At 48.4% G+C, this 15,530-nt stretch carries 18 protein-coding genes; 5 read left to right on the forward strand and 13 right to left on the reverse strand.

What is annotated here, in order from left to right; translation table 11 throughout:
* Positions 1 to 66 precede the first annotated feature (66 nt).
* The 6 genes from L0M99_RS03605 to L0M99_RS03630 form a co-directional block, all read right to left on the reverse strand.
* The gene (locus L0M99_RS03605; protein ID WP_024058304.1) at positions 67 to 930 is read right to left on the reverse strand and encodes a metal ABC transporter permease; all 864 of its coding nucleotides are present in this window, start codon (positions 928 to 930) and stop codon (positions 67 to 69) included.
* Complete coding sequence (locus L0M99_RS03610; RefSeq protein ID WP_024058305.1) at positions 927 to 2,072, reverse strand: metal ABC transporter permease; 1,146 nt, start codon at positions 2,070 to 2,072, stop codon at positions 927 to 929. Before L0M99_RS03610 ends, L0M99_RS03605 begins: the two co-directional genes overlap by 4 nt.
* Complete coding sequence (locus L0M99_RS03615) at positions 2,069 to 2,857, reverse strand: metal ABC transporter ATP-binding protein (RefSeq protein WP_024058306.1); 789 nt, start codon at positions 2,855 to 2,857, stop codon at positions 2,069 to 2,071. Before L0M99_RS03615 ends, L0M99_RS03610 begins: the two co-directional genes overlap by 4 nt.
* Before the next feature lie 115 nt (positions 2,858 to 2,972).
* Positions 2,973 to 3,911, reverse strand: a complete 939-nt coding sequence (locus tag L0M99_RS03620) for a metal ABC transporter substrate-binding protein (RefSeq protein WP_024058307.1) — start codon at positions 3,909 to 3,911, stop codon at positions 2,973 to 2,975.
* A 383-nt stretch (positions 3,912 to 4,294) separates the two neighbouring features.
* Positions 4,295 to 5,752, reverse strand: coding sequence for an FtsX-like permease family protein (locus L0M99_RS03625; protein ID WP_024058309.1), 1,458 nt, complete (start codon positions 5,750 to 5,752; stop codon positions 4,295 to 4,297).
* Entirely contained in the window at positions 5,753 to 6,463 is a 711-nt protein-coding gene (locus L0M99_RS03630; RefSeq protein ID WP_024058310.1) for an ABC transporter ATP-binding protein, read from the reverse strand.
* 322 nt (positions 6,464 to 6,785) lie between these two features.
* On the opposite strand from L0M99_RS03630, the gene L0M99_RS03635 reads away from it, so the two are divergent.
* Genes L0M99_RS03635 through L0M99_RS03645 form a run of 3 tightly spaced genes read left to right on the forward strand, consistent with a single transcriptional unit; the run spans position 6,786 to position 8,985 of the window.
* Positions 6,786 to 8,420, forward strand: a complete 1,635-nt coding sequence (locus tag L0M99_RS03635; RefSeq protein WP_024058311.1) for an ABC-F family ATP-binding cassette domain-containing protein — start codon at positions 6,786 to 6,788, stop codon at positions 8,418 to 8,420.
* 42 nt (positions 8,421 to 8,462) lie between these two features.
* Positions 8,463 to 8,759: a type II toxin-antitoxin system RelB/DinJ family antitoxin gene (locus L0M99_RS03640; RefSeq protein WP_024058312.1), complete on the forward strand. Its 297-nt coding sequence runs from the start codon at positions 8,463 to 8,465 to the stop codon at positions 8,757 to 8,759.
* A 16-nt stretch (positions 8,760 to 8,775) separates the two neighbouring features.
* Complete coding sequence (locus L0M99_RS03645) at positions 8,776 to 8,985, forward strand: hypothetical protein (protein WP_024058313.1); 210 nt, start codon at positions 8,776 to 8,778, stop codon at positions 8,983 to 8,985.
* Positions 8,986 to 8,998: 13 nt separating this feature from the next.
* On the opposite strand, the gene L0M99_RS03650 is transcribed toward L0M99_RS03645, so the two are convergent.
* The 4 genes from L0M99_RS03650 to L0M99_RS03665 form a co-directional block, all read right to left on the reverse strand.
* Complete coding sequence (locus L0M99_RS03650) at positions 8,999 to 9,283, reverse strand: type II toxin-antitoxin system YafQ family toxin (protein WP_024058314.1); 285 nt, start codon at positions 9,281 to 9,283, stop codon at positions 8,999 to 9,001.
* The gene (locus L0M99_RS03655; RefSeq protein ID WP_024058315.1) at positions 9,270 to 9,524 is read right to left on the reverse strand and encodes a type II toxin-antitoxin system RelB/DinJ family antitoxin; all 255 of its coding nucleotides are present in this window, start codon (positions 9,522 to 9,524) and stop codon (positions 9,270 to 9,272) included. The genes L0M99_RS03650 and L0M99_RS03655 overlap by 14 nt, the downstream gene beginning before the upstream one ends.
* 283 nt (positions 9,525 to 9,807) lie before the next feature.
* On the reverse strand, positions 9,808 to 10,074 hold the full coding sequence (locus tag L0M99_RS03660; RefSeq protein WP_024058316.1) for a type II toxin-antitoxin system RelE family toxin: 267 nt from the start codon (positions 10,072 to 10,074) through the stop codon (positions 9,808 to 9,810).
* Positions 10,058 to 10,375: a type II toxin-antitoxin system RelB/DinJ family antitoxin gene (locus tag L0M99_RS03665; protein ID WP_238127807.1), complete on the reverse strand. Its 318-nt coding sequence runs from the start codon at positions 10,373 to 10,375 to the stop codon at positions 10,058 to 10,060. The genes L0M99_RS03660 and L0M99_RS03665 overlap by 17 nt, the downstream gene beginning before the upstream one ends.
* Before the next feature lie 274 nt (positions 10,376 to 10,649).
* On the opposite strand from L0M99_RS03665, the gene L0M99_RS03670 reads away from it, so the two are divergent.
* Positions 10,650 to 12,704 (forward strand): hypothetical protein, encoded by a 2,055-nt coding sequence (locus L0M99_RS03670; protein ID WP_024058318.1) that lies wholly within the window; start codon positions 10,650 to 10,652, stop codon positions 12,702 to 12,704.
* 1 nt (position 12,705) lies between these two features.
* Positions 12,706 to 13,350: an ABC transporter ATP-binding protein gene (locus tag L0M99_RS03675; protein WP_024058319.1), complete on the forward strand. Its 645-nt coding sequence runs from the start codon at positions 12,706 to 12,708 to the stop codon at positions 13,348 to 13,350.
* A 438-nt stretch (positions 13,351 to 13,788) separates the two neighbouring features.
* Here the strand turns inward: L0M99_RS03675 and L0M99_RS03680 are convergent, their stop codons facing one another.
* From L0M99_RS03680 to L0M99_RS03690, 3 genes are all read right to left on the reverse strand, one after another.
* A complete protein-coding gene (locus L0M99_RS03680) occupies positions 13,789 to 14,037 on the reverse strand; it encodes a hypothetical protein (RefSeq protein ID WP_024058320.1) in 249 nt (82 codons plus the stop codon).
* A 28-nt stretch (positions 14,038 to 14,065) separates the two neighbouring features.
* The gene (locus L0M99_RS03685) at positions 14,066 to 14,941 is read right to left on the reverse strand and encodes a hypothetical protein (protein ID WP_238127808.1); all 876 of its coding nucleotides are present in this window, start codon (positions 14,939 to 14,941) and stop codon (positions 14,066 to 14,068) included.
* Positions 14,942 to 15,024: 83 nt separating this feature from the next.
* Complete coding sequence (locus L0M99_RS03690) at positions 15,025 to 15,339, reverse strand: hypothetical protein (RefSeq protein WP_024058322.1); 315 nt, start codon at positions 15,337 to 15,339, stop codon at positions 15,025 to 15,027.
* Positions 15,340 to 15,530 lie beyond the last annotated feature (191 nt).

The raw sequence follows: 15,530 nt of genomic DNA on the forward strand, positions 1-15,530 counted from the left end.
TAACCGTCATTGGTTACCGGGACAGCCCTTAGCAACTATTTGGAGAAGGTAGCAGCTGGGATAGCTCTAAGCGTGCTTCTTGACACGGGCGCGCGCCCGGCTGATCAGTAGAACTATTAGGAATAAGACCCCATCGGTAAATGCCATCATCGCCGAGGTGGCAAGGTTGAAATGCCAAGCGGTAATAAAACCGATAATTGCGCTTATTACCGCAATAATCAGGGTGAAAGCAAATATTTTCGGGAGAGAATTAGAAAGTAGAATCGCAGTGGCTGCGGGGGTAACCAGTAGGGCAATCACTAGAATGGCGCCCGCAGTAGAAAAAGCCACCACAATAGTTAAGGCCACCAGAACCATGAATATAGTTTCCACCGTGCGGATGGGAAACCCGATGACTCGAGCTGATTCCCTATCGAAAGTCACAAGCTGCATAACTTTATAGGTGAGCAGTAAAAATAGTGCGTTCGCTAAGAAAATTATCATCAGCATCCACATGGCGCGCGGACCAAAATCATAATTGCTGATTATCAACCTTTCGGTATCTAAAGCCAGCAGGTTCAGGTCGCCGGTCAGTACCGTATCCTCGCAGATATGTACATGTGCCAGCGCAGTGGACAGTAAAATTACTCCGCCCGAAAATAGCAGGGGGAAGATAACTCCTTGACTGGCATCCTTAGGTAGTAAACCGGTGGATTGCAGATAGTTAGCTCCCAAAACTACGATCAACCCAAAACCAGCGGCAAGAACCACCATTATCGGAGAATAAGTGGATCCAGAAAGCAACGCTCCCAGCACGATTCCGGGTAGGACTGCGTGGCTCATTGCATCCACCAGCATGGATTGACGACGCAACACCAAGAAGGTGCCGGGCAGAGCGCAAGTTACCGAGGTAGTAATTGCTAGTAATAAGGCTGCAAGTACAAAACTCATTTCAGATTAACCTCGGGGTCTAGCTGGGACTTGTGACTTAATGTTCCGGCTGATTGGACAACTGCGTAGGGAGTGCCCCCTTCCTCCACCTTTGTCGGTGAGAAACACAGATGGTTAGCTATTGCCGCAGGATTAGTAGACTGTTCTTTCCAGGAATTACCCTGAGCGAGGGAGGCATTATCTTCCTGCTCGTGCTTTAAATTTTGGATATGCCGGCGGCGGCGATATCGGTAAGCCAGCAAAGAGCGGTGCGGAGAGAAAACTAAAGAAATAGCTAGAACCAGCGAAAGGATGACTACGATTACCGGTCCAGTAGGCACCTTACCGATGGATACTGCCAGATAAGAACCAAAACCGCCACTAAGTGCACCTATTGCTCCAGCCAGTAGGAATAACATCGGTAGATGATCGGTCCACTGCCGGGCGGCAGCTGCGGGGATAATCGCAAAAGCAACCATCAATACTACCCCTACAGATTTAACCCCAATCACGATACCTACGGTGGTGCACAAGGTGACAATGGCGATCAAAAGGTTACCGGAAAAACCAGCTGCCTGGGCGCCTACGGGGTCAAAAGCAAAGAGCGCGATCTCCTTCCAGAAAATCACGACGATCAATAGAGCGGTAAAACCCAGGATAGCAACGATGAGTACATCGATTTGACGCATAGTGGCGGCATTGCCGAACAGGTATTGTGCAATACCAGAGCGTCCGGAGAAATGGGAAAAGGATAATAGCCTCAAGGCCACCATGCCGCCGCCATAATAGATGGCCAGAGAAATTGCCATGGCGGCTTCCACTCCCACTTTGGATTTTTCTGCAATTAGATTGGTGGTGGCAACAGCCAGCAAGCCGGAAATTGTGGCTCCAATCGTCAAAACCAGGATCGATTGTCCATCTGCTCCCATTAGCGAAGCAATTACGAAGGCTCCCACAATCCCGGCAATGGAACTATGTCCAATAACGTCAGAAACTAGGGATTGTTTACGCACGTAAAGTAGGGATCCGAGGGTTCCGGCGAAGAAACCCACCAGGATTGCTCCCGCGGTCATCACGCGAAAACTGTAGGTTCCCCAAAAATCACTTAGAGAGATTAGTTCCTGGGGGAAAAGGATAGAGAGGTTGGTGAGGGTGAGCTTCATGCCAGCGCTCCCTCGAGTCCGTATGCCTGGGAGATGTTCTTAGCGGTAAAGGTAGTGTCTAGAGGACCGGAGGCCACCAAGTTTCCTTCGCGAAGTAGCAATACTGAGGAACAAAACTCTCTTACGGTAGCCAAATCATGGTGTACCAGGAGTACGGTTTTTCCTGAGCTAGCTAGAGAACGTAGTACCTGTAAAATCGTCTTTTCGGACTTCATATCAACCCCCGCGAAGGGTTCATCCATAACTAATAAATCAGCATCGGCGGCCAGGGCGCGCGCCACGAAGGTGCGTTGTTTTTGTCCTCCGGAAAGCTCAGAAATCTGGCGGTTCGCTAGATCGGAGATATCTAGTTGCTCCATAGCGGCTAGCGCCGCCTGATGCTCTTTTTTCCCCGGGCGGCGCAGCCATCCCAAGTGGGTGTAGGTTCCCATTAACACCACGTCTTTTACTCGCGCGGGAAAATCCCAATCAATTGAGGCAGACTGCGGCATATAGGCAATACGTTTGCGTACTCGGCTCAAGTTTTTCCCAAAGAACTCAGATTTCCCGCTGACCCGGGGAATCAGTTCCAGCATCGCTTTGATTAAGGTAGATTTTCCGGCTCCATTAGGGCCAAGAATCGCCATGATTTCTCCGCTGGGGACGGTAAAACTCACCCCGGAGAGGGCAAGACGATCTCGGTACGCGGCGCTGATGTTTTCCACCACACAAGGGGGAATGCTGGTTGAAGAATTCGCGCTCTGCTGCTGGGAGGATATGGCTAGAGAAGTGTTCTTGGAAGTCATGAAGTTAATACCTTTAACGAAGATAACTGAATGATTTGGGAAGAAAGAGGATGGGCGCTAGGAAACTTGGAGACGGCGAAACCTAGCGCCCATCCTGGCACTCAGATCGCGTTCTCTATGAGAGTGCCTTTACAATGGCTTCCACATTGTGCTGGAAAGCTCCCAGGTAGGTGTTGGTGGGGGCTTTCTCACCGAGGGTGTCTGCATAGAGCTCGGTGTCGGAGAGTTTAACTTCCCAACCTTTGGACTTCACCATTTCTTGTAGGTGCTTTACTACTTCCGGGCTCTTCAGGTTGTCGTAGAAGATAACCGGAACTTTTTTACTAGCAATAGTGTTTGCCAGTTCTTCCAGCTGTACCGCAGAGATTTCCGATTCGGAAGAAACCATATCGGTAGCCATAATGTCTAGTCCGTAGGTGCGTCCCAGGTAGTTGAAGGCGTCGTGACCGGTCACCAGAGTACGACGATTGGTAGGAATCTTTTCCAATGCGGCCTTGGCCTTTTCATGCATGTCCTGAATCTTAGCGTTATATTCTTTGCCGTTCTTGAGATATTTGTCGGCGTTAGCTTTATCTAGTTTCGCAATTTTTTCGGCAGTTGCGGTTACGGCGTATTGCCATCCGATCGGGTCATTCCACACGTGAGGGTCGTGGCCTTCGATCTTGCCATCTTCTTCCCAGTCCAGCAGCATTTTTTTCGGAATGGCTTCTGCGGCGGGCAAGGATTTATCACCCAGACCATCGAACTGACCCATCATTTTGTGTTCCATGTCGTGACTGGTCCAAACCACCAGGTCCGCTTTTTGGATTTTTTCAGTGTCTTTGGTGGTGAGTTCTTGAGTGTGGGGATCGCCTCCGGGGGCTACCAGGGTAGTAATCTCGGCGTCGGGGGCTATGTTTTTAACCGCGTCGGCAAGATAACCGGTGGTGGCAACAATTTTTAGCTTTCCATTAGCTCCATCCGCATTATCGGTGGCACCATTTTTGGTGCAACCTCCCAGGGAAGCTGCCAGGGCTAGCGCACAGATTCCGGAGACCACGGCTTTCAGTTTCATTTATCATCCTCTTTCATATTATCGGTTACCCGAAATATTAGTTTAGGTTAGGTAAACCTGATAATAAAGATAGTTATCAATTGAGAAAAAGAAAACTGACGTTTGTCCTATAGGGGATACTTGTGGTGTTGATCTTCATAAAATCCCTGTTCTATGAGGTTTTTCGTAAACTAGGGGGTTCTGGTGAATCTCGGGTGTGGGGTGAATAGCTGGAGGGGTATAGATTTAGGGGGTCCTGAGTTAGTAATTAATTTTGCCGGACTTTCCTATGTGGGAAAGTCCGGCAAAATCTTTGCTGAGGGATTAGATTTCTTGGTAACTTCTCTAAGGTCTCGCGCTAGTTATGTAACCGCGCGAACGTCCAGTAGAACCTGGCTGAACCGCTAGTCGTTGGCGCGTTGCTGTAGCAGACGTAAACGTCGATGCAGCGGGTGGCTAGCGAAAATCGAGGCGGCCGTAACCGCTAAACCTGCCAGCATTAACAGGCTCATTTGGATTACCGAATTCTCTGGAGTCTGCCCGGTATGTTCCTTTAGCATTAGCACCATCGGCATGGCGGCTACAAGCCCTAAGACGCCTCCTCCCAGCACGGATATCACTAGTGGACCCAGGGTTTCCAGCCACATCGCGCGCAATTCAAATCCGCGCGGGGCACCCATTTTCGCCAGGGCCCGGGACTGCTCAGCATTTTCGATCACCGTTGCCGCCTGAGTAATCAACATGGCACAGGCGCACAGCGCGAAACTGACTGCCAAGGTAATCATGGTGCCAGTTTGGAAATCCCAACGAGTGGCCGTAATAAAGTTGTCAGCAAGGCGATCGGAACCTTCACTATTTACTAACACTGGCGACATAGCCATGAAACCCGCGATAAAAGCTAGGAACCCCATGCCGCTGACGCGCCGCCAAGTAGTTTTGGGATCAGCCACTATCCGCCGAGACGCCAGTACCATCGCGGGAATCGGGATTTTTGCCAGCAAGCGGGCATTTAGTTGCAACAGGTAGGGGCCTAGTAAATTGAACCCCAAAATAACTACCAGGATAATGCCCGAGACTATCGCTATCGTCCTGGTTTTTGATAACCCCAAGGTCGCCTGGCTGACAATAAAAGCGGCGATAAAAATAGCTAAGGCAGCTACCAGGCGCCAAATGCGCAGTGCCGGTTGGCTCGCCCGGCGGGTTACTCCCAGGGGAGAAACTCTTACCTGCTGCATACCCCACCAGGAAGAAATCTGTCCCAGTAAAATAATAACTGCCAGCACTATCAACAGTAGCCACCAGGGCAGCAGCATTTCTTTAACCGTTATATATTTGGCTTCTATTTCAAGAAAAGTCCAGGCGGGAAGAGTAGCTAAATAAAGGGCAGTACCGATCAGGGAACCGATAGCCGCTTGGATCAAGGTATCTAACAGGGTCATTTTGGTTACCTCTGCAGAGGACACACCCAACAGGCGTAGGGAAGCTAAACGCTTTTCGCGTCCTCGTGCCCCCAATACTGCCGCCTTGGTGGCGAGCGAGCTTAAAGATGGGATTATTAGAGCGCAGGCCAAAATGGCTAAGAGGAAATAGAACTTTAGCATGATTTGGAAACTTGCGTCCGCTTTAAGTAGCTGGGCGGCGATTCCCGTGGGGGTCTGCCAGCGGTTATAAAACATATAGGTGCCGCCAGCAACCGTTAACGCTAACCCGGCACACACCGTATAGGCCAGGATAGAGGCTAAATAAAGTAGAGATTCGCCCTGGTGAGAGCGGAAACGGGCTTTAGTGAGATGAAAGGTTAACCAGTTTAGGTTTTGTGCGCGCGAGGAGGTAGCTGGGCTGGCTATGTTAGTGGTCGACATTTACGCCCTCCTAAACTGCGGCGCTAGAGCGCAATCGGAGTGGATTTTACCGTCCCGAATTTCAATCAGACGTGAACACCATTTGGCTACGTTAATATCGTGGGTTACCAGTACTAATGCTGCCCCGCAGCGCTGTGTTTCCCGGGTCAAGGTTTCCATCATTTCATATCCGGTAGCTTGATCGAGGGCGCCAGAAGGTTCATCAGCAAAAACTACCTTCGGGTTGCCGATGAGGGCGCGAGCGATTGCTACCCGCTGTGCCTGACCCCCGGACATATCTCCGGGACGCCGCTTTTTCAGCTCAGAAAGTCCCAGCTCGGCGAGCAGTTGATCTGCGCGCTTTAAAGCTTTCGGGAGCAGAGTGCCGGTCAAAATAAGGGGGAGTGCCACATTTTCGCGAGCAGGCAGCTCGGGGATGAGTTGCCCGTCTTGGAACACAAACCCGAACTGGCTAAGCCGCAGCCGGGAGCGCTTCACGTCTTTTTGTGCCGCGATATCCTCTCCCTGGAATAAGACCTTGCCGGATTCGGGAACGAGGACGCCGGATAGGCAATGCAGCAGGGTCGATTTTCCTGACCCCGATGGCCCCATGATTGCCACCGACTCGCCCTCGTGAATGTTTAGAGAAACCCCGGCGAGAGCGTGTACGTTTCCAAAACTTTTTGTGATGTTATCGGTGCTGAGCACCTCTTTTTCTTTATCTTGATTCATACTCTCTATTTCAGTCCGCCGGCCGGGCGTGGGGAACAGTGCTGAAACTGATTTTTAGGTATTGCTAAAAACTAGCCGGAGGTAGAGCTGCCACTACCTAAAGGGGAGAGCGCGCCCTCTTTAAGTAGCTGGAAGCCTGTAGCTTACCTGAAACGGGTAATAAGCTGTAGCTATTAGGCAAGGGATTGACTAAAATCAAGGTAGGTAACGGGCTGGGTGCTCGTTATGTTATCCAAGCGAGGAGCTAGTTTCCGATGACATTGTAATCTCTACTCAGCTCAGCTGAGACGCCGCCCTTAATCGTTGCGTCCTGGAGATTATTATGCCTGCCATCATTCTCGAAAATATTTCTTTTTCATACTCCTCTAAACCGCTGCTCGAAAACATCAATTTGCAGGTAGGGGAGGGTGAGCGTGCCTGTTTGATTGGTCCCAATGGTTGCGGGAAAACCACCCTGCTTCGCATCGCTTCCCAGGATCTTTTGCCAGAACAAGGCAAGGTTAAGATCGTGGGAACAAACACTGAGTTCTTCCAGGTGCCGGCGATTGAACATTTTAGTGGAAGTGCCAGAGATTACCTCGGCTGCGCTTTGCGTCCTCTGCGAAATATCGCTACCCAGTTTCAGGACGCGACCAATCAAATTAGCCAGGAAGTTATTGCTGTCCAGGCGGAGCAGCGCTATGACCAGCTGCTTTCTTTGATGAGCGGTTTTGATATTTGGTCGCTCGAGGCGCGGCTCACCGAGGTTTTGGCGAGGCTGGGCTTGGGGGTGCTCACAGGATCAGGACGTGAGCGCAGTTTAAACAGTTTGTCCCCGGGAGAGCGGAGGCGACTGCAACTGGCGGTCACGCTAATCGTGAGGCCCGAAGTGTTGATTTTGGATGAACCCACCAATCATTTAGACGCGCGTGCAATCGATTTCCTCGTGGGAACTGTTAATGACTGGAAGGGCGCGGTTTTGATGTCGAGTCACGACCGGGCGTTCATCGAGGACACCGCCACGGTTATTTACGATATGGACGCTGCTGTATGGAATGAACTGGCTAAAGCTACTGCTAGTAGTCAGGTGACCGGTCTCTATCGCTGCGCGGGCACCTACTCTAAATATTTGGCCGAAAAAATGAGTGCCCGCCGTAAGCACCGGGAGTTGCACACCGCGCAACAAGCCGAGAAACGGTTACTGAGAAAACATCGCCAGGAAGCTAGCAAGATAGCTCGCGGGGGCGTACGCCTGGCGAGCGCTGAGGGTAAAGCCAAAAAGTTTTTTGCGGATCGCGCTGCTGCCACCGCGCAGCGCCGAATGCGAAATGACGATATGCGAGGCGAGCGCCTTAGCGAAAAGGAAGTGCGAAAACCCCGTAGCTACGACCTGTCTTTTGAGCTCAATCAACCCGCTGCAAGCACCGGAATCGCGGTAGCTGCGCGTAATGCCGCAGTTTCCGGTCGTCTGGCGCCGCTCAGTTTCGATTTGTTCTATGGTGAGCATCTGCTGGTTACCGGGGCTAACGGTTCTGGAAAATCCACCCTTTTGACTTGGATTTATCGCGGGCAGCCACCCGAGGGTGCGAAAAGTAGCGGTAGTATCTGCGCTGAGCGGAAGGTTGGGCTGGTACCTCAGCAGCTTCCTCAGGAGGGCGACCCGGGATTTACTGCCACGGTTTGGGAAAATGGTATTGGCGAGGTCGGCAAGGGCGTCCTCCATCCTTCTCTGTGGGCTAAGCCTATCCCGGAGCTCTCGGCCGGTAACCAGCGGCGAGCCCAAATTGCGTTAGCGCTGGCTACCTCGCCCTCTTTGCTGATAATTGATGAGCCCACCAACTACCTGGATTTGCAGGCGATGCAAGCGCTGGAAGAAGTTTTGCATGATTGGGAGGGGACGCTAATCGTAGCAAGCCATGACCGGTGGCTAATCAACCACTGGCAAGGTAGAAAGGGAAAACTCTTGAATAGGCACTAACAATTATTTTAACATGTATGTGCAAACGTCAAGGAGGGGCTGATGGGAGCTAGCACTTTAACTGTCAGAATTGATAGCGGGTTAAAAGAAGAAACAGCGAAAGTGGTGGAGAACTACGGTCTTGATTTGTCGTCGGTGATCCGCGCATTTTTCACTGAAATAGTGAGCACTGAGTCCATCCCGCTATCCTTCGATTACCGGCGACCTAATGCCGAGAGTCTGGAAGCTATTCGTGAAACCGAGCAGATGATTGCGCGCGGTGAAGGGCAAACCTATGTAAGTGGTCGGGATGTTATTGAAGCAGCGCGCAATGTGAAGCATAAGCTTTCTAGCGAATAGAGTGAGGGAAACGGATATGAAGTGGTACGAGAATCCCGATTTGTACTGGGTTATTGGTTGCTGCTTAGCGGGTTGTAGCGGAGTTTTCGCGGTACTAATGTTCTGCGGTGCAGTCAGTGTTATTACTGGTGTAGCTAATATTCTTTCTACTTTAGCCCTCGCGATTACCTGTTATGTCTTGTGCTACCGCTTCAAACGTTATGCACATGACTCAGATGAAAACTAAGTAAACTGTGCTATTAGAAGAGGTCATCGTGAGATCCGGTTCGGGTGAGTACCAGAAGCAGCTCGCTTCGCTCGACACGGTATATCAGTAGCCAATCTCCCTCGAGGTGAATTTCGCGATATCCCTTCCACTGTCCCTGCAGCGCGTGGTCCCGATAGCGGGTTCGTAACTCGTCGCGATCCTGAGCCATTAGGGCTGCAACTGCGCGTGCCAACTTTGACGGATCATAATGCTTCTTGAATAGTGCTTTCGCGTCGCGTTTGAACTGGGAGGTGCGAAAGACTCTAGTTAGCTTCATTAAGATCTGCCATTAACTCAGCGACACTATCAAAGGAAGCTCCGGTGCGGGATTCGGCTTCAGCGCGAGCGAGTAGGTTGGCTGAATTTTCCCGGCGCGGTGTGAACGGAATGCCGTTGCTGGCAATTGACTGCCTCAAAAACATGTTGATTGCAGTGCTCATATCTAACCCCAGGTCGCGGAAGAGCTCCGCTGCCTGAGTCTTGGTCTGGTCATCAGTTCGGAACGATATGTTAGCCACCAAAAACACCTCTCTCCACGCAATTGCTACTACTATGTATCTACAATAGCATTAATTTTGCGTGATATTAAGAGCTTTAAAAGTATCTTTACTGCCTGAATCTTCCCGGTCGAGGGCTAATAGCGTGGATGAATTGCTGTCGGAATGGCATTCAAATAGAGCTGCTAGTCGTGACCGTGGCCCCTTCTCTTCTTGCTGGTTAAGTGGGCATGGGGTGATGTAGAGGCGGCGGAATCATAACTAAGTGGGATTGGAACCTTGGAAATGTAGATTGCTGCAATTTTTATCTTCCATAGATATCGCGGCGGTGTCCTAAATCGATCGCTAGGATCAGCAGCTGTGAGTCCACGATGTCGTAGATAACCCGGTAGTTTCCCACGCGATAACGCCAGTAGCCGGTTAGTTCGCCTTTCAGGGCTTTACCTTTTGAGCGGGGGTTATCTAGCTGGCTAACAATGTGGAGTTCTTTTAGGATTCGCTTCGCGGAGGTGGCGTCAATTTTACTAAGAGCCTTTTCTGCGCGCCGGGTAAAATCAATTCTCCATACCATAGCGAGACATCAATTCTTCTAAGCTAACGGTGTCGAGCTGTCCTGCTCGGTAGGCTGCCGAATCTCGATGTAAAGCGCGCGCGTAATCTGATACTGGCGCCGCCACTTCGAAGGGGATACGTCTTTCAGTCCCAACTTTTTTTGCAAAAATCGTAAAGGCGGCGGTAAGAGTCAACCCCATCGCTTTACAAGCATCTTCCATCGATTCTTTGACATCAGTATCGAGCTTAAAATTAACATTTGATGTTGCTGATTTCATTATGTAGCCTCCTTGTTTGTAGTTATTATCAGTGTACTTCATTATCAAATATTTGTAACTCATTATTTTAGCGGCTGTCCCAACTGTAGGGGTCAATAAAATAATTTAGAAAACTTCCGTGAATTGCTCAGCGTCCGAAATTGTCCTGGGGAAATCGTGACGTGATAGAGGGCGCGTCTACTAGGATAGGGATGTGAGGTGGCATACTTTTCTTAGGTGTGACACTTACTCGCGTTCTCAGAAAATACTATCAACTCTTCTATAAAAGGAAGTGAGAATAGTGTGGAGCTTGGATTTTCTAGTTCTCGGAGTGTAAATGGCATATCCACACCGGATTCAGCGGGTGGCTGTCGGGCTAACCTCATTCTTTGTGGTTATGTGTTTTTTCGCCTTAGCGGCGATTCATGCTGAGCTCGATTCAAGAGGATCGATAGCAAACTCGCGTTCGCCGGTATATATCTCCGATGAAGAGAACGCGAGCTTTGCTTATCGAGTGGATAATACCTATATTAATTCTCACCTTGTAGGGGTATTAGAGCTTGAACCGCTGAGCATTGACAGTGAGTTGCCTGCAGGAGTAACAAAATGGCTCGAGCCAGGGACAATCGCAGTGTCTAGGGCTGCAAAACAATATTCAGATATTTTGGAGAGCCAGTTTGGACCGATTCAAGCGGTAATTGATGACGCGGTGATTCTAGATGGCGAAGTTGTCGTCTATTATCGACCGAGCAATGGGAAAGCTTTTATTGATTTGGCACGAAATGAAGAGGGCGTGTTTTTCTCCTCAGGTTTTGCCAAAGATACTCGTGAAGGTGCCCTCTTTGGAGACGTGAACTATGAGCAATGGTCAAAGTACTTATTGCCGGTGGCTCTTTTAATTTTTATTTTCCCCCTTATCCTCAACCTGCGGGCTACCCGTGAATCAGTAGCGGAGTTGCTTGCTGGAGAACAATTTGTGCTCGAGAGTATCGGTGCTCCACGTCGTCAACTCATTAGGCACTCGCTTGCCTACCTCTATAAGCCGTATTTGCTGGGGGTGAGTCTAGCTGCGTTACTAATCTTTGTTCTGGTGATGGGATATGTGCGTTTACCTTTCACGGGTTTTCGGCTTCACTCCGATATCTATCTTGATGCGTCCTTAAGATTAATCGCATATCTTGTACTAGCAACAAGTATCACCTTTTCCTACTTAGCCTGGCCAAATTTGCGCCATACCCGCACCCACTCCGGTATGCGTTGGTCTTTCGGTACGGGAACGAGACTTTTGCTTTTCGGGCTTGGAATTGTTCTTACAACTGTCATGGGGCTGTTCTGGTTGCAGATTCCCGATATCCTTGTGCTTCCTCTTATGTTGCTTATAGTTTTCTTGGTGATTTTGGGGTTACATTCAACTCTCGCAGTTCTGTGCACTGTCGTGACGAATTTTGTAACGAAAAAACGAGGTATAAATCTGCGAACTGGCGTATTTTTTCGCTGGATAATTAACCATCCCTATCAAGCTTCTCGAACTGGTGCTTTGGCAGGAGGTTTCGTTGCTGTTGGAGTTATTCTCGTAGCTTTGTTTGGAATCATCACGGGAGCTCAAGATCCTCCACCCAGACCTCCGGAAGGTATCCAAGTTGTGAAGACATCACTGACTTGTTCTGGAGATTACGCGTCATGTTTAGCCAATGCGGCATCTAATATAGCTTCTAGTGACCCTAAACTGGCTGTTTATGTAGCGACCTATAATCAAGGCGTTGCAGAAATAAGTGCAGGGCAAGTGAACCCGAATCATCTTCAAGACTATGTCCAGCATAGATTAGTTCCCGAATATGGTGCGCAACTCGATGAAATATCGTTATCCTCTCGGTGGGCCTGGATTTACACGATTTCTGAGCAAGAAGAGGATTTGTTATCACAAATCCAGGGAATTAAGTTCGATACCCCTATAACCCCGCTGTCAATTATTGATGGAGAAAGTGATAGGGCGATAGCGGAGACCTATAGACAGCAGACAAGCTGGTTGACGTTCTTTACTGTGCTTGGTTTCATTTATGCAATGACCTCAGTGTGGATGCAATACGCGCGGGAAACAACCGCTCGTGCCAGAGAATTCGCTTCTATGGCATCATTGACTGGAAAATCTGCCGTTATTGCCCGAACCATGGCGATGCGTAACACAGTAGTTAATTTGGTGACAGGAATAGCCTCCATAGGGGTAGGCATCTTCCTCGCTAGCCAGTTCTTTTTTAAGTTTGGTGAATTCTTCCCCTGGATGTTCATAATCAGTATGGGAATCATTTACCTAGTTTTTATTCTTACCCAAGCGATTCTCATGTACGTCCTAGTTAAGAAAGAAGCCGCTAGTTGGCTGCCGGGAAAGAGCTAAAATGAGCATACTAGAATGTCGTAATCTTTCGTGTGGTTATAAAAACCCGCTGTTTACTGCGCTTAATCTTGAGATTGATGCGGGAGAAACCGTGGCAATTATGGGTCGTTCTGGTGTTGGTAAGACCACCCTCTTGACCACAATTCTTGGCATGAACCGTCCGCTGGAAGGAAGTGTTCTAGTTGATGGCACGAACCTCCATAATCTTAAATTTGATCAGCTAGCGCGTATGCGCTCAACCACAATTGGTGTCGTGTTTCAAAACGGTGAACTCATGAGCGGATACACCGCACTCGATAATGTTATGTTGCCACGCTTACTTTGGGACAAGAACGATTCGACCGTTCACGATGAAGCGTCACGACTATTAAGTGATCTCGACGTGGAAGAATCTCGAATGGCAGAACAGCTATCTGGAGGTGAACGTCAAAGGACAGCACTCGCGCGCGCCCTCATCAATAACCCCAAGCTGATACTGGCAGATGAACCCACTGGCGCACTTGATACAGAGTTACGCGACGAAGCTATGGAGTTACTGCTTACCCAGGTTCGCCAGCGTAACTGCGCCCTCATGCTGGTCACCCACGATCCTTCTGTTGCTGCAAAAGCGGATAGAACGATTACGCTAGTCGGTAAACAGGTGTAGCGTGCCTTGTTCCCCGCTGCTAGATGCTTCTATTGCTCGGTTTTTAGCGCGCCCCGGCGCGCGAGGGTGTAATTGTTAAGTTCCGTTAGCTAGTTCAACACTAAGGGGCTACAACACGAAACCCGCCCACGAGAAAACCTCCGGAACGTTTTATTAGATTTCCTTTACTTCCTTTCTGAAATTGATATTTATGCTTTCAATCAAACAAGGGTTTAGATGGGGCTTAGCTCCATTAGAGACTAGATTTTCAGGGGAATTAGTTCGAATGTAAGCGGCGCTTTCGCGCGTGAATCCGAGACGTAAAGCATAACAGTTTCACGTTTCATAGTTCCGTATTCAACGTATTCACACCAGCAGTAATACTAACGACCTAACATACAGAAAAAACTATCAGTCAATTCTACAGCGGATGTATTTTCTTTTACTAACATGCGTGACCTAAACAATGTCGAGGTAGGGAATAATACCTAGTAGCTGAAGCGCAGCTAATACCGTAACTAGTGCCGCTGCAATTCCCAGGAAAAGCTGCAAGCGTAGTTGCCTATTAGCTAAACGTAAACGTTGATATAGAGTACGTTTTCGTCCAGTTTTTTTATCTTTAGCATTAGGCATTTCAAGCCAAGAAACAGTGCAGAAAAATACCGCTAAACATCCAAACAAAATAAACTCAATTATTAACTTCACCATTTAAGTATTTTCCTGTAAGCCCAGCCATCTAGAACGCCTGTTTAGCCATGTCTACACAACTCTTTATTCCGATTATGTCTGCAACGGCACTTCCTCCAAATTTAAGGAAATTTAGCGAGTTAGCTCCTGATTTGTAAGACATCGACTTACGGTATGCCCTCTTTATGTTTCGCATTGATTTCACATTGCTTGCGAATTTCTTTACTTCTTTTATTATCATCCAAAAGCGTGCCTTATTTGTGCCACCAAGTCTTAACCAGGATCGGAATGCGTTTTTAAGTTGAACGGTTTTCCCAAACTTTAAAACCTTGTAGATCTTTGATGAAACAAACGCAATTTTTGCTGGACCGAATGCAGCGAGAGAAGCAACACCAACCGTGCATTTAGCTGCTTTCCATAGCCACCAGCCAATTTTTGGATCAGCAACTACAGGGTAAGTGGTATTTTCATCGGTTGCAATAACTTGCGTTAATTGATCGCCGTTAACTTTGAAGTGAGTTTCCAATGGAGTGCCATTAGCGTCAATAGCCCACGGTTTTTCAACCATGCCAACAATTTCAGTTGAAACTTTCCTGTCTGTAGCTTCATCGGGAATTTCAGCAAGTTTCAAGATTTGATCCTCAGATAGCTTGTCAATGTCCTCGAATGTCACTTCATTTTTGCCAACGATATTTTCTACCGCAGTTTCCACTCTTTCGCTCTCACCAGGTAGGACAACATCCTCTGTGACTGTCTCTAGAATCGCAACACTACCATCATTCTGAAGCTTAAGACTCATGTTCTCAGGTAAAGCAAGATCGTATTTCTGCTCATGGGAAGATTCTCTAGATTTAAGAATCGCGATGACTTGCTCTTCTGAAGAGGTAACTTTATGAAAGAATTCGAGATTGTCTTTGGAGCTCACATGAACAGATTCTCCTTGAGTAGCATTTATGACATGCGCGTCTTCTATAAAAACCACAGGTTTAATGGGTTTTTCCTGATTTATTACTGCGGGAGATTCTGTATTCTTTTCTTCTTGAAGATTAGAAAGCTGGTTTGCCGCAATAGCAAGTTTTTTATGCTTTCAGTTTTTCCTGGTTGATGATTATTAACAGCTTGACTAAATGATTCTTCTATCTCACTTGCATCTAGTTGCGCATTGTTCCCATTTGATAGCGATGCAACTGAGGTGTCAGGTATGAGAACTGTATGAGGTTTAGATACTTCGGCTGCATGAGCAACTCCCATAGAGGTAAGCACTAGCGACAAAGCCGCTGTAGCAGCCGTTACCGCCCGATATAAAGGCGTGATTCTTTTCAACGTGATTCCTAAACCGAATTGTCTATTGATTTGTCAAGCATTTTACACAAAGACAATATGAAAAAGGTAAATGTATATTCCTAGATGAGATTCATTGAGAGGCGGTCATCATTGAATGGTGCTGTTATCACTCACGACATGTAACGATACTTAGACGTCGAAAATGATAAAAGTTGCTTGAACCCTTAAAA

Source organism: Varibaculum cambriense (assembly GCF_022133705.1).
Lineage (GTDB): Bacteria > Actinomycetota > Actinomycetes > Actinomycetales > Actinomycetaceae > Varibaculum > Varibaculum cambriense_A.